The sequence below is a fragment of the Saccharopolyspora aridisoli genome (assembly GCF_004348445.1).
Lineage (GTDB): Bacteria > Actinomycetota > Actinomycetes > Mycobacteriales > Pseudonocardiaceae > Saccharopolyspora > Saccharopolyspora aridisoli.
This window is the reverse complement of the sequence record NZ_SMKV01000017.1, coordinates 88,230-105,528: the sequence shown is the minus strand read 5'-3', so window position 1 is coordinate 105,528 and position 17,299 is coordinate 88,230. Positions and strand designations below refer to the sequence as shown.

The window sequence follows — 17,299 nt, the reverse complement described above, 5'->3', positions numbered from 1 at the left end:
GGCGAACTCGTCGGTGACGCTAGGCACAGTGAGGCGACCAGCACAAGCACGCGCCCGGCGTCCGATCTTGACTGCGCGCACGCACGGCCCTTAACGTTCGCTAAGTTCCGCCGTGCGCGGTTTCGCCCTGCAGCGCGCGGTTTTCACAACCCTGCCTGGAGGAAGAGCCCGTGTCGACAGCAGAGCGGATCAGCTGCACCGTTACCGATGGAGTGGCCGACGTGCGGTTGAACCGCCCCGACAAGCTCAACGCCATCGACCAAGCGATGTTCGAGGAACTCGTCGCCACCGGCGAGCGGCTGCGCTCGGATTCCAGCGTGCGCGCGGTCGTGCTCTCCGGCGAGGGGCGCGGGTTCTGCGCCGGCCTGGACTTCAGCGTCTTCGGCGAGATGGCCGAGGGCGCCCGCCCGGCACGCCTTGAAACCGACGGCCCGGCCAAAGCTCTCGCGCAGCAGGCCGTGCACATCTGGACGCTTCTGCCGCAGCCGGTGATCGCCGCGGTGCACGGCGTCTCCTACGGCGGCGGCCTGCAGATCGCGCTGGGCGCCGACATCCGGCTGGTCGCCCCGGACGCCCGGCTCTCGGTGCTGGAGATCAAGTGGGGCATCAACCCGGACATGACCGGCACCCAGGTGCTGCCAGAGCTGGTGGGCCGTGATGTCGCCAAGGAGCTGACGTTCACCGGCCGCGTGGTCAGCGGCGAGGAGGCCGTCGCACTGCGGCTGGCCACCCGCGTGGAGGAAGACCCGCACGCGGCAGCCCTGGCGCTGGCGCGTGAGATCGCGGGAAGGAGTCCGCAAGCCATCCGCGAGTCCAAGCGGCTGCTCGACCTGGCCGGGCGGATCTCGCTCGACGACGGTTTCGAGGCAGAGCAGGTCGCGATCCACTCGCTGATCGGGACGCCGAACCAGCTGGAGGCCATCTCGGCGAACCTGGAGAAGCGCACCCCGAAGTTCGCCGACCCGGCCTAGCGGCTGAGGAGTCGCTTCTGCTCGGCGGTGCGGGTGCCCCGACTCATGCGTGCCCGGTGCGCGGCGTCGCCATTCACTCGCCACGAGACCGCTGAAGAACCTGCGGTGGTGCGAGCTGAGGCCCACACCTGGAACAGCGGCTCACCCGCATCTTCGAACAGGTTCAGCCCAGGTCGGTCACGGCACTGGCCTGCACCGCGTCCGCGACGGCGGCCAGCGCGGGCGAGTCGAGCTTCCACTGCTGCCAGTACAGCGGCACGTCCACGCCGCGGTCCGGTGCGATGTCGACCAGCGCACCGGACCGCAGCAGCGGCTCGGCCTGCACCCGCGGGACCATCCCCCAGCCGAGGCCGACCACGATGGCCTCGACGAACCCCTCCGAGGATGGAACGAAGTGCCGGCGGCCACCGGCGCCCCGACCTCGGGTGATCGTGCGGGCGAAGGCGTCCTGCAAGTCGTCGTGGCTGTCGAAGATCAGCACCGGGACCTCCTCGAGGACCTGCGCGAGCGACCGCTCCCCCTTCCGCGCCGGTGCCACGCACGCCAGGTAGCGCATGTGCCCGAGCCGACGCGCAGAGCAGCCCTGGACAGGGTCCGGCGTCGAGGTCACCGCCGCCATCACCCGCCCCTCCCGCAGCAGCGTCGTGGTGTGCGACTCGTCAGCGCGGTGCAGCTCGAAGCAGATTCCCAGGTCCTCGCGAACCCGCGCCAGAGCCGGCACGAACCAGGTGCTCAGCGAATCGGCGTTGACAGCGATGGGCAGCGTGTTCGGTGCACCGCTGCCGGACAGGCCGAGCTCGGCGGCCACGTCGCCCTCCATCCGCGCCAGCTGCCGGGCGAAGCGAACCACGACTTGGCCGGAGTCGGTGAGCTGCACCGGCTTGCTGCGGATCACCAGGACGCGTCCGGTGCGCTGCTCCAGTGCTTTGAGCCGCTGGCTGACCGCCGACGGCGTCACGTGCAACTCGGCGGCAGCGGCGTCCAACGTGCCGCCGTCGACCACGGCGAGCAGCGTCCGGACGTGCTCCAGCGGCAGATCGAAATTCACATCTCCTAATGGTACTTCAGAATCCTTAGCTGTACTGTTCACCGACCAGCGCCTAGCGTCGGCCGCATGGCAAACGCCCTGCTCCCGATGTCCGCTGGTTTCGCGACGTGCATGTCCCTGATCGTCTCGATCGGAGCCCAGAACGCCTTCGTGCTGCGCCAAGGACTGCGACGGCACGCCGTGCTGCTGGTGGTCACCATCTGCGTCGTCTCGGACGTCATCCTCATCGCGCTGGGAGTGGGTGGCTTCGGAACGCTGGTGACCAGCTCGCCGGCGTTGCTCACCACCTGCACGGCGGTCGGCGGCTGCTTCCTGCTCGGCTACGGAATCCTCGCCGCCCGGAGGGCGCTGCGCCCCGCATCCGGCCTCGAGGCCGGCACCGGCGAGACGCGCTCACGTCGGCGGGCGGCGCTGACTTGCCTGGCCATGACGTGGTTGAACCCCCAGACCTACCTGGAGACGATCCTGCTCATCGGGTCAGTGGCAGCCGGTTATGGCGCGACGCGATGGGAGTTCGGAGCTGGTGCGCTGGCGGCCAGCTGCGTGTGGTTCGTGGCCTTGGGCTTCGGAGCGCGGTTGCTGACCGGCTTCTTCTCCCGCCCGAGTTCGTGGCGCGTGCTCGACGGCGTGATCGCGGTGATGATGGTGTCGCTGGGGACGAGCCTGCTGGCGGGTGCGTGACCTGCGGATACGTCCAAGATGGTCACTTGATCGTGTTGTCTTGCAGCGGTTTTGACACCTGATCGCCCGATCGTGTAGGCACTTTTCGCTCGCATTTTCGAGTGCCGAGGTGCACGATTGGCACATGAGTTCGACAGGGATCAACCAGTGCTCGTCGCCCACCTCCGATGAAACCCTCTCCCGCTCACCAGTGTTCGACCACCCGAACGCGGACTCCGCGACCGGAGCGCGGTATTCGTTCCGGCATGGGACTCGGGCCTTGGCCGGGCAGCGCTGCCCGGCCAAGGCCCGAGAGCCACCACCCGGCACGCGCTGATGCCCAGACAGTTTCGACCTCGCCGATCCTCAGATGGCCGGTGCTCCCGGCGACATGGTGCTTGACAACTGCAGAGTGGGAGAAGCGGGCGCTCACACCCCCTCCGGGCGAGCGGGCCACTCCGGCATGAACTCGGGGTAGTCCTGGCTCACCCGGAGGGGGAACTCCGGAGGGCGCTTGGCAAGGAACGAACCGATGCCCTCGGCCGCGTCCGCCCCGGCGCCGAGCACGTTGATCCCCTTGGAATCCAACCGGTGTGCCTCCCACGGCGACGCCGCGGAGAGCATTCCCCACATGAGCTGGCGGGCCACCGCCACCGACACCCCGGAGGTGTTCTCGGCGATCTCACGGCAGATCGAACGCGCGGTGGGGATCAGCTCGTCGTCGGCGACCACCCGGGACACCAGGCGGCCCGACAGCGCCTCCGCCGCGTCGAAGAGGCGCCCGGTCGCGGCCCATTCCATCGCCTGCGAGATACCCACCACCCTCGGCAAGAACCAGGACGAGGCCGCCTCCGGGAGGATTCCCCGGCGGGTGAACACGAACCCGAACTTGGCGCTCTCGGCGGCGATGCGGATGTCCATCGGCAGCGTCATGGTGACTCCGACGCCCACCGCAGCACCGTTGAACGCACCGATGACCGGCTTGCGCATCGCCGCCACCCGCAGCGCCACCGTGCCACCGCCATCACGCGGTACCCCGTCGACCTCGCCGAGTTCGCGGTGGGCATCGGCCCGGACGTCGTTGGACTCGCCGTTGAAGGTGTCCGCCCCCGCGCTGAGATCCGCGCCCGCGCAGAAAGCCCGGCCCGCGCCCGTCACGATGACCGCGCGGACCGCGTCATCGGCCTCCGCGGTGTCGAAGGCCGCGATGAGCTCGCCGCGCATCACGTGGGTGAACGCGTTGAGCTGCTGCGGGCGGTTCAGGGTGATCGTGGCGATCCCCTCGGAGACCTCGTATCCGATCTCGGTGTACGTCATCGCACCATCCGTTTCGCGGGTTTGAAAACGACCTTGCGCAGTGGAAAAGTCCGGTCCGCAAGCACGAGCGCAGAAAGCGGGGCACCATGTCCGACGTCGAGTACCGGCAGTCCGCGTTCACACCGCCCGCCGGTGCCACCGACATCCTTCTGGTCCGGCACGGCGAGTCCGCGCCCGCGGTCCCGGGCAAGCCCTTCGACCTCGTCGATGGGCAAGGCGATCCGGAACTGGCCCCGGCGGGCCGGGTGCACGCCGAGCGCGTGGGCCGGCGACTCGCCGACGAACGACTGGACGCCCTCTACGTCACCAACCTCCGCCGCACGACCGAGACAGCCGCTCCCCTGGCCGCCAGGCTCGGGCTGGTCCCGCAGGTGGAGAAGGACTTGCGGGAAGTGCACCTCGGCGAGTTCGAGGGCGGGCTGTTCCGGCAGAAGGTCGCCCAGAACGACCCGGTCATCCAGCGGTTGCACAGCGAGGGCCGGTGGGACGTCATCCCGGGCGCCGAACCCGCCGAGGCCCTGCGCGGTCGCGTCGCCGGAGCGATCGGCCGACTTGCCGCCGCCCACCCCGACGAGCGCATCGCCGTGTTCACCCACGGCGGCGTGATCGGCGAGATCATGTCCATCGCCAGCGGCAGTCTCCCGATGGCGTTCCTCGGGGCGAGCAACGGTTCCGTCTCGCAGATCGTGGTCACCGCCGGACGCTGGATCGTGCGGCGGTTCAACGACACCGCGCACCTGGACGGCGGGCTGGACGAGCAGCCCGCCGCCCTGAGCTGACGCCGCGGCCAACGCGCGCTACTTCAGTCCCAGTGCCCGGACGGCCTCGGTCGGGTCACCCGGCGCGACGAGTGCCATCGCCGGTGTGGTCACACCGTTGTCCACGTACTGCTGGACTCGTTCGCGGCAGTGCTCGGCCGGGCCGTGCACCACCAGATCGTCGACCACGCTGTCCGGAATCGCCGCGAGCGCGGCCTTGCGATCACCGGCGTCCCACGCGCGCCACATCGGGGTGAGCTCGTCGCGACCCAACCACTCGTGGAAAGCGCGGTAGACCGGCACGTTCATGTAAGCGGCGATGTGCCGACGAGCCAGCGCCCGCGCGGTGTCCGGGTCGGTGTCGGGCATGACGAAGATCCGCGCCACGACCTCCTTGTCGGGGCCCCCTTCCCGAACGTAGGGCACGACGGTGCGCACGTCGTCCGGGGACAGCCAGTTGATGATCGCGCCGTCGGCCTCCCGACCGGCGAGCTTCAGCATGCCCGGGCGCAGCGCGGCGACCAGCACGGGCGGCACCGGATCGGCCACGAGACCGGCGGTGAAACCCTTGACCTCGAAGGTGTCGTAGGACTCGGTGACCTTCTCACCGCCCAGAGCGCGGCGGAGGAACCGCACGGTGTCGCGCACACGCTTGTACGGCTCGTCGAAGGGGATTCCGTTCCACCGTTCCACGATGACGTTGGACGAGGTGCCCACGCCCAGTGCGAATCGGCCCGGGGCCGCCGCGGCGAGCGTGGCCGCGCTCATCGCCAAGGTCGCCGGGCCGCGGGTGTAGACGGGCACGATCGCCGTGCCCAGCCGCAGTCGCGGGGCCCACGTGGCGGCCAGCGCCAACGGGGTGAACGCATCGGCGCCGTTGGCCTCCGACGACCACACGTCGGTGTAGCCGAGGTCGGGCAGTTCGGCGATGAGTTCGCGCTGCTGCGGCAGCGAGAGCTCGGGCAGAGGAACGGAGATGCCCCAACGTCGATCCACGGATTTCCCTTCAGTTCAGTTCCCGTAGCGGGCTTTGAGCTTGCCCTTCACAAGTTTTCCGGTCGGTGTGCGCGGCATCTCGTCGACGAAGTCCACGCTGCGCGGCACCTTGTAGTGGGCGACCCGCTCGCGCGCGTGGTCGATGATCTGCCGTTCCAGCTCCGGTCCCGGTCGCACACCCGGTGCGGGTTGCACGACGGCCTTGACCGCTTCGCCCATCTCGGGGTCCGGAACGCCGAAGACGGCCACGTCGAGGATCGACGGGTGCAGCGCCAGCACGTCCTCGACTTCCTGCGGGTAGATGTTCACCCCGCCGGAGATGATCATGAATGCCTTGCGGTCGGTGAGGAACAGGTACCCGTCCTCGTCGAGGTACCCGAGGTCACCCGTCGTCGCCCAGTTCAGGTGGGCGGGATGTTTGGCCGAGCGGGTCTTCTCGGGATCGCCGAGGTACTCGAACTCGATCTCGTCGCGTTCGAAGAACACGGTGCCGACCTCACCGGCCGGCAGTTCGTCGCCCGCGTCGTCGCAGACGCGGACCACGCCGAGCAGCGGACGCCCCACCGAGCCCGGCTTCTCCAGCCATTGCGCCGAGTCGATCATCGTCATGCCGATGCCCTCCGTGGAGGAGTAGTACTCCTGCAGGATCGGGCCCCACCACTCGATCATCGCCCGCTTCACCTCGATCGGGCAGGGCGCGGCGGCGTGCACGGCGTTGCGGTGGCTGGAGAGGTCGTGGCGGTGGCGGGTCTGCTCGTCGAGCTTGAGCATCCGCACGAACATGGTCGGCACCCACTGGCTGTGGGTCACCTCGTAGCGCTCGATGGCCCGCAGAGCCTGCTCGGGGTCGAAGCGCTCCATCATCACCACGGTCCCGCCGATGGCGTGCACCGTCGCGCAGTAGCGCAGCGGAGCCGCGTGGTAGACGGGCGCCGGGGACAGGTAGACGGTGTCCTCGTCGAAGCCGTAGAAGCCGCGCAGCAGGTCGACCAGGATGTTCCCCGGCTCGTGCACCTGGCGGTCGGGCAGTTCGGGCCGGATTCCCTTGGGGCGGCCGGTGGTTCCCGAGGAGTACAGCAGGTCGGCGCCGCACGGTTGAACCGGCGGAACTTCGGTGGAGGCGGTGGCCAGAGCCTGCTCGTAATCTCCGTACCCGGCCACCGGCCCGCCGTAGGCCAGCCGGAGGCGCACACCCGAGGTCAGTTCGGCGACCTGCTCGGGCAACGCCCCCAGACCGGCCGAGACGACGAGCGCGCTGGCACCGGAGTCGTTGACGATGTAGGCGACCTCGTCGGGTTGCAGGTGGCTGTTGACGGCGCAGAGGTACATGCCCGAGCGCACGGCGGCCCAGTACACCTCGTAGGCGTGCAGGTCGTTGTCGGAGAGCACGGCGACCACGTCGCCCTTGGACAGCCCGGCGGCGCGCAGCGCGTTGGACAGCCGCAGCGAACGCTCGTCGAGTTCTCGATAGGTCAGCACCTCGCCCGAGCCGGCCATGATCAGGGCCGGTTTGTCGGGCGTGGTGACGGCGTGGACACCTGGGTACATGCGGCTCCTCCTTGAACCTCGCGTACCGACTTCGATTACCTCACTTGACCAATCCCTCGACCTTCCCGAAGAGCCGGCTGGACTGCTCGGCGCTGGGCACCACGAACTTGCCCTCGGCCTCCACCAGAACCGTGTCCGGTGCCTCCGCGGTGCAGATCGTGGCCTTCGACTCGGTCCAGCGACCATCGACCCGCTCGACGCGGCCGACGATCCGCAGCGCGGTGGTCAGCGGCACCGGCCGCCGGTAGCGCAGCGACAGGTGCACCGTCATACCGGGCGGCGCTCCGCCTGCGGCGTGGGCGTGCCCGAGGATCTGGTCGAGCAGCATCGCGCTCATGCCTCCGTGCACGTAGCTCGGCGGTCCCTCGTAGGCCAACCCGAGGGTGCAGGTGCCCACGGCGGCACCGTCGACGATCTCCACCTGCATCGGAGGGGCGATCGGGTTTCCCGGACCCACGGCCGGGCTGTAGAGGCGGCGCGGGCGCCGACCGTCGTCCACGGCAGCCAGCTGTCCGCGCTCGCGGCGCACCGCGTCCAGCGGGGGCACGAGCGCCCTCACCTGCGAGGTGATCTCACGCAGGGTCTCGGTGTCCGCCTCGGTGGACACGGCGGCGTCGGTGAGGTCGCGCAGCGCGGAACCGAGGTCTCGCACCGCCTGCCGGCGTTCCCGCAGTTCGTCTTCGCTCTCGGCGGTCACGTTCGCTGATCCCTCCGGGGTCCCGATCAGATTCGGCCTTCAGTTAAACCCGTCGCCCACCCTTCAGTCCAGACAGACCGGCCGGTCGGTATGAGTTCCTCCCGGTGCTGCACCGGATAGGCTTCGCAGGAAGCGAGTCGGGAGGTGTCGTGCCGCAACAGCGTGGAGAGCACTTCGTCCGCGCAGTCGAGCGGACCATGTCCGTGCTGCGGGCGTTCACCGCGGAGCGGGCCGAGCTGTCGCTGACTGAGGTCGCCCAGGCCGCGGACCTGGACAGGGCCGGGGCCCGGCGCATCCTGCTCACCCTGGTGGAGCTCGGCTACGTGCAGCAGAATGACCGCCGCTACGCGCTGACCCCCCAGGTGCTGGAGTTCGGCCACGCTTACCTCACCAGCCGTTCGCTGCCGCAGATCGCCGAGCCGCACCTGCAGGACCTGACCCGGCAGGTCCGGGAGATGACCGCGATGGCGGTGCTGGAGGGCACCGAGATTCGCTACATCGCTCAGGTGCCGAGTCCGAAGCTGCTGTCGGTGACCATCCCGGTCGGCACCCGGTTCCCCGCGCACGCGACCTCGATGGGCAAGGTGCTGCTGGCCGCCGTCCCTCCGGAGCGGCTGGAGGCCAGCCTCCGGTCGGTCGAACTGGCACCGGTCACCCCGCACACGGTCACGACCCGCCAAGAGCTGCTCGCGGAGCTCGCTGCGGTGCGCAGGCACGGATTCGTGATCGCCGACGACGGGTTGGAGGAAGGGCTGCGCGGCGTGGCGGTCCCGGTCCGCGATGCCGACGGCAGGGTTTTCGCCGCGGTCAACGTCTCCCTGTACAAGCACAGCTCCACCGAGGAAGGCGTCCAGCGCGAGATCGTGCCGCTGCTGGCGCGCACGGCGGCACGCATCGAGGCCGACCTGCGGGTGCGGCCCGGAAACCGCTGAACACCGGTTTCCGGGCCGCGCCGGGCGTCCCCGTGGCGGGTCTAGGAGCAGGACCCTCAGGCGTCGGGGCCCTCGACGTAGGTCTTCTCCGCGACGTGGATGTAGAAGTCGGGCTCCTCGACCGGGTTCTCCTGGAAGTCGCCGAAGGTGTCGATGCGCTGGAACCCGACGTCGTGCAGCAGCCCGCGCAGGTACTCCCTGCGCAGCGGATACATGTTCAAGTGGTACGCGCTCCCGTCGGGGAACTCGTAGCGGTACCGGGCCAAGCCGTCGTCGACGTGGTCGGGCACCGCTTCGACCTCGGTTCCGCAGTAGTAGTAGCTGCTCTTCCCGCCGGTCTTGCCGTCCAGCAGGGCGTCGTAGTTGCGCTGATCGATGATCAGCACGCCGTCGTGCTTGAGCATCGCGTAGAACTCGGCGAGCGCCTTGCGACGGTCGTGCTCGCTGAACAGGTGCGTGAACGAGTTGCCCAGGCAGATGACGGCATCGAACTCACCGTGCACGTCGCGGTTGAGCCAGCGCCAGTCGGCGTTGACCACGCGCAGCAGGTGGCCACCGTTGTCCATGCCGTTGCGGAACGCCTTGGCCAGCATCTGCGGGCTGCCGTCGGCGCTGACGGTCTCGAACCCGGCCTCGATGAGCTGGACGGAGTGGAACCCGGTTCCGGTCGCCACGTCCAGCACGCTGCGCACTCCGCGGGCCTTGAGCTGGTCGACGAAGAACCGGCCCTCCCCCGCGGCGCGGCGCTCCCAATCGATCAGGTCGTCCCACTTGTCGACCATGCCGCCCACGTATTCCTGGGTGTAGTGGTCGGTTTCGCGGACTTCGATCGGATCGTCGCCGAAAGACTGCTCACGAATTCCGGTCAGGACGTTCTCGGTCATGCTCCCTTTTCCTCACATCGTTCGACAGTGGTGCGGCGCGCGCGATCGCCGAATTCAGCAGCGGAATTCCGATGCACCCGACGCTAGTCGGATAGATCCGGACGGCAAGACCCCGTTGTCAGCCCAGCCCGGCGAAACCACCGCGGGGAGTTGGAGGAACGCGGCGAAGAAGAGCGCTTCGACCAGTGCGTTCACGCGAGATCACCCCGGTGCTCGGCTGGTGGGTCCACGCCTCCGTTCCGGTTCGCCCACCGAACCCGGCGGTCGCTGGGCGAATTCCCAGCCTCCCCGGAACGGGGTACCCTAGTGATCTCGAATGCCACGCCGAGGTGCGAAAATCGGTCCGCCCCGGCCGCATTCGAAGGACGGTGAGCACAGTGCGACAACGATCAGCTCCCTCCCGCAGAACCTTGCTTTCCGGGGCACTGGCCACCGGAGCGCTCACCATGACCGGCAACACCACGGCCTGGAGTTCGCCCACGCACTTCGAGAACCCGCTGGCGCTCAGACGTGCGGATCCGCACATCTTCCGCCACACCGACGGCACCTACTACTTCACCGCGACGGTCCCGACCTACGACAGCGTCGTGCTGCGCAGATCGGCGACGTTGCGGGGGCTGGGCGCGGCCGAGGAACACCTGCTCTGGTGCAAGCACGACAGCGGGGAGATGAGCAGGCACATCTGGGCGCCGGAACTGCACCACGTCGACGGACGCTGGTACGTCTACTTCGCTGCGGGCAGTTCCGAGGACATCCAGTCGGTCCGGATGTACGTGCTGGAGAACTCCCACCCCGATCCCCTGGCCGGAACCTGGGTGGAACGAGGGCGCATCCGCACCCCGTGGGACACCTTCGCCCTCGACGCCACGACCTTCGAGCACCGAGGGGTTCGCTACCTGGCCTGGGCGCAGCGCGAACCCGGTGTCGAGACCAGCTCGAACCTCTACCTCGCTCCTATGGACGATCCGTGGACGCTGGGCGACGAACACGTGCGCCTGTCGATGCCGACCCACGACTGGGAGACCCGCGGGTTCCGGGTCAACGAGGGGCCGGCGCCGCTCGTCCTCCACGGCAAGGTGTTCCTGACGTTCTCAGCCAGCGCCACCGACAGCAACTACTGCCTGGGCCTTCTGACCGCGTCCGCCGACGCGGACCTGCTCGACGCCGCGTCGTGGGAGAAGAACCCGGAGCCGGTGTTCGTCACCAACGCCGAGACCGGCCAGTACGGGCCGGGGCACAACAGCTTCACCGTCGCCGAGGACGGCACAGACGTGCTCGTCTACCACGCGCGCCCGTACGACGCCGAGGTCGGCGACACCAACCGGCACGCCCGGCTGCAGACGTTCGAGTGGAAGAACGACGGATCGCCGGACTTCGGCGTGCCGGTCCCGGACTGAGAACGCGAGAAGCGGTGCCCGGCCGAAAGCGGGCACCGCCTCACGCTCATGAACTCAGACCATCGGGCGTTCGGTCGGCTCGATCGGAGCCGGCAGCACGTCCCGGCCGACGAGGTAGCGGTCCACTCCGGCGGCCGCCGAGCGGCCCTCGGAGATGGCCCACACGATCAGCGACTGGCCGCGACCCATGTCACCCGCGCTGAACACGCCGTCCACGCTGGACATGAAGTTCTCGTCGCGGGCGACGTTGCCACGCGCGTCGAGTTCCACGCCCAGGTCCTCCAGCAGACCGTGCTTCTCCGGACCGACGAAGCCCATAGCGAGCAGCACCAGCTGCGCCGGGATCTCCCGCTCGGTGCCCGCCACCGGCTCGAAACCGGAGTCGGTGCGCTGGACCTCGACCAACCGCAGCGACTGCAAGCGGCCCTGGTCATCGCCCACGAACTCCTGGGTGTTGACCGAGTACAGCCGCTCGCCACCCTCCTCGTGGGCGGAGGTGACCCGGTAGAGCATCGGGTAGGTCGGCCACGGGTGCGCCTCGGAGCGTTCCGCCGGCGGCTGCGGCATGATCTCCAGCTGCGTCACCGAGGCCGCACCCTGGCGGTGCGCGGTGCCGACGCAGTCGGCACCGGTGTCGCCACCGCCGATGACCACGACGTGCTTGCCCTCAGCGTGGATCGGCGAGCGCTCGAAGTCGCCCTCCTGCACCTTGTTCGCCAGCGGCAGGTACTCCATCGCCTGGTGCACGCCGTCCAGCTCCCGGCCCGTGGCGGGCAGGTCGCGGGCCTGGGTGGCCCCACCGGCGAGCACCACCGCGTCGTAGTCGGCGCGCAGCTGCTCCACGGTGACGTCGACGCCGACGTTCACCCCGGTGCGGAACTCGGTGCCCTCGGCGCGCATCTGGCCGAGCCTCCGGTCGAGCCGACCCTTCTCCATCTTGAACTCGGGGATGCCGTAACGCAGGAGTCCGCCGATGCGGTCAGCCCGCTCGTAGACCACGACGCTGTGGCCCACGCGCGTCAACTGCTGCGCGGCGGCGAGACCGGCCGGGCCGGAACCGATGACGGCGACCTTCTTGCCGGTCTGCTTCGCGGGCAGCTGCGGCTTGACGTACCCGGCTTCCCAAGCCTTGTCGATGATGGAGATCTCGACCTGCTTGATGCTCACCGGATCGCTGTTGATGCCGACGACGCACGCGGCTTCACACGGCGCGGGGCACAACGTCCCGGTGAACTCCGGGAAGTTGTTGGTCGCGTGCAACCGCTCGATCGCGGACTCCCAGTCGTCCCGCCACACCAGGTCGTTCCACTCGGGAATCAGGTTGCCCAGCGGACAACCCTGGTGGCAGAACGGAATCCCGCAGTCCATGCAGCGGCCGGCCTGCTTGGCCAGCCGCGGCTGCTCGAATTCCATGTAGACCTCGCGCCAGTCCTTGATGCGCACGTCCACCGGGCGACGCTGCGGAGTCTCCCGCGGCGTCGTCATGAACCCCTTGGGATCAGCCATGAGCCGCCTCCATGATCGCCTCGTTGACGTCGCGCCCTTCGCGTTCGGCTGCGCTCCGCGCCTCCAGCACCCGCTTGAAGTCGCGAGGCATGACTTTGCCGAACCGCTCGACCGCGGTGTCCCAGTCGGCCAGCAGCTCGCGGGCCACCGCCGACTCGGTCTGCTCGTAGTGCCTGCGCACCCGGTCGTGCAGGAACTCGCGGTCTTCGTCGTCCAGCGCTTCCAGGTCGACCATCTCGGGGTTGATCCGCTTGGGGTCGACGTCGAGCACGTAAGCGATGCCGCCGGACATGCCGGCGGCGAAGTTGCGGCCGGTCGTGCCGAGGATCACCGCACGACCACCGGTCATGTACTCGCAGCCGTGGTCGCCGACGCCTTCGACGACGGCGATCGCACCGGAGTTGCGGACGCAGAACCGCTCGCCGACGATGCCGCGGACGAACAGCTCACCGCTGGTCGCACCGTAGAGCAGCACGTTGCCCGCGATGATGTTCTGCTCGGCCACGAACGGCGCCTTCGCGTCGGGCCGGACCACGATCCGGCCACCGGAGAGGCCCTTGCCGACGTAGTCGTTGCCGTCGCCCATCAGCCGCAGGGTGATGCCCCGCGGGACGAACGCGCCGAAGGACTGCCCTGCGGAACCGGTGAAGGTCACGTCGATGGTGTCGTCCGGCAGGCCCTCGCCGCCCCAGCGCCGGGTCAGCTCGGAGCCGAGCATGGTGCCCACGGTCCGGTTGACGTTGCGCACCGGCAGGTCCAGGCGGACCGGAGTGCCTTCCTTGAGCGCGCCTTCGGACAACTGGATCAGCGTGTTGTCCAGCGCCTTCTCCAGACCGTGGTCCTGCTCGGTGGTCTGGTGCAGCGGTGCGCCCGCGGGCAGCTCCGGGACGTGGGTGATCGGCGCGAGGTCCAGTCCCTGGGTCTTCCAGTGCCGCACCGCCTCGGAGGTGTCGAGCAGGTCGGCGTGCCCGATGGCCTCCTCCAGGGAGCGGAATCCCAGCTCCGCCAGGTACTCCCGCACTTCCTGCGCGATGAACTCGAAGAAGTTCACCACGTACTCGGCCTTGCCGGAGAACTTCTCGCGCAGCTTCGGGTTCTGCGTGGCCACGCCCACCGGGCAGGTGTCGAGGTGGCAGACCCGCATCATGATGCAACCCGAGACCACCAGCGGTGCGGTGGCGAAGCCGTACTCCTCAGCACCGAGCAGTGCGGCGATCACGACGTCACGACCGGTCTTGAGCTGACCGTCGGTCTGCACCACGATCCGGTCGCGCAGGTCGTTGGCCAGCAGCGTCTGCTGCGTCTCGGCCAGGCCCAGCTCCCAGGGACCGCCAGCGTGCTTGATCGACGATAACGGCGAAGCACCGGTGCCACCGTCGTGACCGGAGATCAGCACCACGTCGGCGTGCGCCTTGGACACGCCCGCCGCGACCGTGCCGACGCCGACCTCGCTGACCAGCTTGACGTGAATGCGCGCCTGGGGGTTGGCGTTCTTCAAGTCGTGGATCAGCTGCGCCAGGTCCTCGATCGAGTAGATGTCGTGGTGCGGCGGCGGAGAGATCAACCCTACGCCCGGCGTGGAGTGCCGCGTCTTGGCCACCCACGGGTAGACCTTGCCACCGGGCAGCTGCCCGCCCTCACCGGGCTTGGCGCCCTGGGCCATCTTGATCTGGATGTCGTCGGCGTTGACCAGGTATTCGCTGGTCACGCCGAAACGACCGGAGGCGACCTGCTTGATCGCCGAGCGCCGCGAGTCACCGTTGGCGTCCGGGGTGAACCGGTCGGCGTCCTCGCCGCCCTCACCGGTGTTGGACTTGCCGCCCAGCCGGTTCATGGCGATCGCCAGCGTCTCGTGCATCTCCTGCGAGATCGACCCGTAGGAGATGGCGCCGGTGGCGAAGCGCTTGACGATGGACGAGACGGGCTCGACCTCCTCCACCGGAATGGGCTTGCGCACGCCGTCGCGGAACTTGAACAACCCGCGCAGCGTCATCAGGTCGCGCGACTGGTCGTCGACGGCCTGGGTGTACTCCTTGAAGACCTCGTAGCGCCCGGAGCGCGTGGAGTGCTGGAGCTTGAACACCGTCTTGGGGTTGAACAGGTGCGGTTCGCCCTCGCGGCGCCATTGGTACTCGCCGCCCACGGCGAGCGTGCGGTGCGGCGCCTGCACGCCGTCGACCGGGTAGGCCCGACGGTGCCGTTCGGCGACCTCCGCGGCCAGCACGTCGAAGCCGACGCCGCCGAGGCGGGAGGTGGTGCCGGTGAAGCAGCGCTGCACGACCTCTTCGCCCAAGCCGATGGCCTCGAAGATCTGCGCACCGGTGTAGGAGGCCACAGTGGACACGCCCATCTTGGACATGGTCTTGCGGACACCCTTGCCCAGCGCCTTGATCAGGTTCGCGGTGGCCTGCTCGGCCTCGGTTCCCTTGATGACGCCCGTGGTGACGAGATCCTCGACAGTGGCCATCGCCACGTAGGGGTTAACAGCAGCGGCCCCGTAACCGATGAGAAGAGCGACATGGTGCACTTCGCGGACGTCGCCAGCCTCGACGATCAAGCCGACCTGGGTGCGGTCCTTCTCCCGCACCAGGTGGTGGTGCACCGCACCGGTGGCCAAGAGCGACGGGATCGGCGCGCGCTCGGCGTCGGCCTGGCGGTCGGACACCACGAGCACGTGCGCACCGTCGGCCACGGCAGCGGAGACCTCGTCGCAGATCTCGTCCAGCCGCGAGCGCAGCGCCGCTCCCCCACCGGCCACCCGGTAGGTGGCGTCGATGACCGCGGGCTTGAGGTCAGGCCGGTCACCGTCGTCGTTGATGTGCACGATCTTGGCGAGCTGGGCGTTGTCGAGCACCGGGAACGGCAGCACCAGCTGGTGGCACGCTTCCGGGGCGTGATCGAGCAGGTTGTGCTCGGGTCCGACGTGGGTGCCCAGCGAGGTCACCAGCTCTTCGCGGATCGCGTCCAGCGGCGGGTTGGTGACCTGCGCGAACAGCTGGGTGAAGTAGTCGAACAGCTGCCGCGGGCGCTCCGACAGGGCGGCGAAGCCGGTGTCGTTGCCCATCGAGCCGATCGGCTCGGCACCGGTGGTGGCCATGGGCTGCAGCAGCACGCCCAGCTCTTCCTGGGTGTAGCCGAAGACCTGCTGCCGGTGCACGAGCGAGTCGTGCGAGGGCAGTTCGCGCTCGCGCTCGGGCAGGTCGCCCAGCCGCACGACGCCCGCGTCCAGCCACTCCTGGTACGGGTACTCGTCGGCGAGCTCGCCCTTGATCTCGTCGTCGTCGATGATCCGGCCGGCGTCGGTGTCGACCAGGAACATGCGGCCCGGCTGCAGCCGACCCTTGCGCACGACCTTGTCGGCCTCGAACTCCAGCACGCCGACCTCGCTGGCCAGCACGACGAGCCCTTCCTCGGTGACCCAGTAGCGACCGGGGCGGAGACCGTTGCGGTCGAGCACGGCGCCGATCTGGGTTCCGTCGGTGAAGGCGACCAGCGCCGGACCGTCCCAGGGCTCCATCAGGTAGTTGTGGAACTCGTAGAACGCCTTGCGCTTGGGGTCCATCTCGGCGTGGTTCTCCCACGCCTCCGGGATCATCATCAGCACCGAGTGCGGCAGCGACCGGCCGCCGAGGTGCAGCAGTTCGAGGACCTCGTCGAAGGTCGCCGAGTCGCTGGCCTCGGGCGAGGCGATCGGGTAAAGCCGCTTGAGCTCGCCGGGGATGAGGTCGGTGTCGAGCATGCTCTCGCGGGTCCGCATCCAGTTGCGGTTGCCCTTGACGGTGTTGATCTCACCGTTGTGCGCGATGAACCGGTACGGGTGCGCCAGCGGCCAGGACGGGAACGTGTTCGTGGAGAACCGCGAGTGCACCAGGCCGATCGCGCTGGCGAAGCGCTCGTCGCCCAGGTCGGGGTAGAACGCGCCCAGCTGCGCTTCGGTGAGCATGCCCTTGTAGACGATGGTGCGCGCCGAGAGGCTCGGGAAGTACACGTCGGCTTCGTGCTCGGCGCGCTTGCGCACGCAGAACGCCCGCCGCTCGAACGCCAGCGCCGTCTCGGCCTGCTGCCCGTCCTGGGCGCCGATGAACAGCTGCCGGAAGTTCGGCATGGTTTCGCGCGCCGAGGTGCCCGCGCAGTCCGCAGCGATGGGGACCTCGCGCCAGCCCAGCAGACGCAGCCCTTCCTCGGCCACGATCCGCTCGATGACGGCCACGGCTTCTTCGGCGGCGGCGTCGTCGGCGGGCAGGAACGCGGTGCCGGCCGCGTAGGTACCGGCTTCGGGGAGCTCGAACGGCACGACTCCGCGGAAGAACGCGTCCGGGATCTGGGTCAGCAGCCCGACACCGTCGCCGGTCTCGGGATCGGCGCCCTTGGCGCCGCGGTGCTCCAGGTTGCGCAACGCTGTCAGTGCTTTGTCAACCAGGTCGTGACTCCGCCGACCGCGAAGGTCAGCGACGAACGCGACACCGCAGGCGTCGTGCTCATTGGCCGGGTCATACAGACCACTGGCTTGGGCGCTACGCTGCGCCACGCTTCTTGCATGGTGGGATTGGGGCATCGGACCTCCCGTCGACAGGTCGCGGCGTGC

12 protein-coding genes and 1 pseudogene are annotated in these 17,299 nt (G+C 69.0%); 5 read left to right on the top strand and 8 right to left on the bottom strand.

The genetic code is table 11. From position 1 onward, the window contains the following. Positions 1-170 precede the first annotated feature (170 nt). Complete coding sequence (locus tag E1161_RS15880; RefSeq protein ID WP_235875060.1) at positions 171-971, top strand: crotonase/enoyl-CoA hydratase family protein; 801 nt, start codon at positions 171-173, stop codon at positions 969-971. Between the two features lie 163 nt (positions 972-1,134). Here the strand turns inward: E1161_RS15880 and E1161_RS15875 are convergent, their stop codons facing one another. Then, the gene (locus E1161_RS15875; RefSeq protein ID WP_132624066.1) at positions 1,135-2,019 is read right to left on the bottom strand and encodes a LysR family transcriptional regulator ArgP; all 885 of its coding nucleotides are present in this window, start codon (positions 2,017-2,019) and stop codon (positions 1,135-1,137) included. A 66-nt stretch (positions 2,020-2,085) separates the two neighbouring features. Between E1161_RS15875 and E1161_RS15870 the strand changes: the two genes are divergently transcribed. Then, a complete protein-coding gene (locus E1161_RS15870; RefSeq protein ID WP_132624065.1) occupies positions 2,086-2,700 on the top strand; it encodes a LysE/ArgO family amino acid transporter in 615 nt (204 codons plus the stop codon). Between the two features lie 408 nt (positions 2,701-3,108). On the opposite strand, the gene E1161_RS15865 is transcribed toward E1161_RS15870, so the two are convergent. After that, the gene (locus E1161_RS15865) at positions 3,109-3,996 is read right to left on the bottom strand and encodes a crotonase/enoyl-CoA hydratase family protein (RefSeq protein WP_132624064.1); all 888 of its coding nucleotides are present in this window, start codon (positions 3,994-3,996) and stop codon (positions 3,109-3,111) included. A gap of 86 nt (positions 3,997-4,082) precedes the next feature. Here E1161_RS15865 and E1161_RS15860 point away from each other — a divergent pair, with 86 nt between their 5' ends. Continuing rightward, positions 4,083-4,775 carry a histidine phosphatase family protein gene (locus E1161_RS15860; RefSeq protein ID WP_132624063.1) on the top strand — a complete coding sequence of 231 codons (693 nt, stop codon included), beginning with the start codon at positions 4,083-4,085 and terminating at the stop codon, positions 4,773-4,775. An 18-nt stretch (positions 4,776-4,793) separates the two neighbouring features. Here the strand turns inward: E1161_RS15860 and E1161_RS15855 are convergent, their stop codons facing one another. The 3 genes from E1161_RS15855 to E1161_RS15845 are packed head-to-tail and all read right to left on the bottom strand — an operon-like array spanning position 4,794 to position 7,995. Next, positions 4,794-5,750: an LLM class F420-dependent oxidoreductase gene (locus E1161_RS15855; protein ID WP_132624062.1), complete on the bottom strand. Its 957-nt coding sequence runs from the start codon at positions 5,748-5,750 to the stop codon at positions 4,794-4,796. Between the two features lie 15 nt (positions 5,751-5,765). Continuing rightward, positions 5,766-7,298 carry an acyl-CoA synthetase gene (locus tag E1161_RS15850; protein ID WP_132624061.1) on the bottom strand — a complete coding sequence of 511 codons (1,533 nt, stop codon included), beginning with the start codon at positions 7,296-7,298 and terminating at the stop codon, positions 5,766-5,768. Between the two features lie 40 nt (positions 7,299-7,338). Next, positions 7,339-7,995 carry a PaaI family thioesterase gene (locus E1161_RS15845; RefSeq protein ID WP_132624060.1) on the bottom strand — a complete coding sequence of 219 codons (657 nt, stop codon included), beginning with the start codon at positions 7,993-7,995 and terminating at the stop codon, positions 7,339-7,341. 149 nt (positions 7,996-8,144) lie between these two features. Between E1161_RS15845 and E1161_RS15840 the strand changes: the two genes are divergently transcribed. After that, positions 8,145-8,927, top strand: coding sequence for an IclR family transcriptional regulator domain-containing protein (locus E1161_RS15840; RefSeq protein WP_235875059.1), 783 nt, complete (start codon positions 8,145-8,147; stop codon positions 8,925-8,927). A gap of 74 nt (positions 8,928-9,001) precedes the next feature. On the opposite strand, the pseudogene E1161_RS15835 reads toward E1161_RS15840, so the two are convergent. Beyond that, a pseudogene (locus tag E1161_RS15835) lies at positions 9,002-9,811 on the bottom strand (glycine/sarcosine N-methyltransferase); the annotation flags it as partial. Positions 9,812-10,257: 446 nt separating this feature from the next. On the opposite strand from E1161_RS15835, the gene E1161_RS15830 reads away from it, so the two are divergent. Then, positions 10,258-11,208, top strand: coding sequence for a glycoside hydrolase family 43 protein (locus tag E1161_RS15830; protein ID WP_132624058.1), 951 nt, complete (start codon positions 10,258-10,260; stop codon positions 11,206-11,208). 54 nt (positions 11,209-11,262) lie between these two features. Here the strand turns inward: E1161_RS15830 and E1161_RS15825 are convergent, their stop codons facing one another. Both E1161_RS15825 and gltB read right to left on the bottom strand, forming a co-directional pair. Then, complete coding sequence (locus E1161_RS15825; RefSeq protein ID WP_132624057.1) at positions 11,263-12,714, bottom strand: glutamate synthase subunit beta; 1,452 nt, start codon at positions 12,712-12,714, stop codon at positions 11,263-11,265. Continuing rightward, positions 12,707-17,269 (bottom strand): glutamate synthase large subunit, encoded by a 4,563-nt coding sequence (gltB, locus tag E1161_RS15820; protein ID WP_132624056.1) that lies wholly within the window; start codon positions 17,267-17,269, stop codon positions 12,707-12,709. Before gltB ends, E1161_RS15825 begins: the two co-directional genes overlap by 8 nt. Between the last annotated feature and the right edge of the window lie 30 nt (positions 17,270-17,299).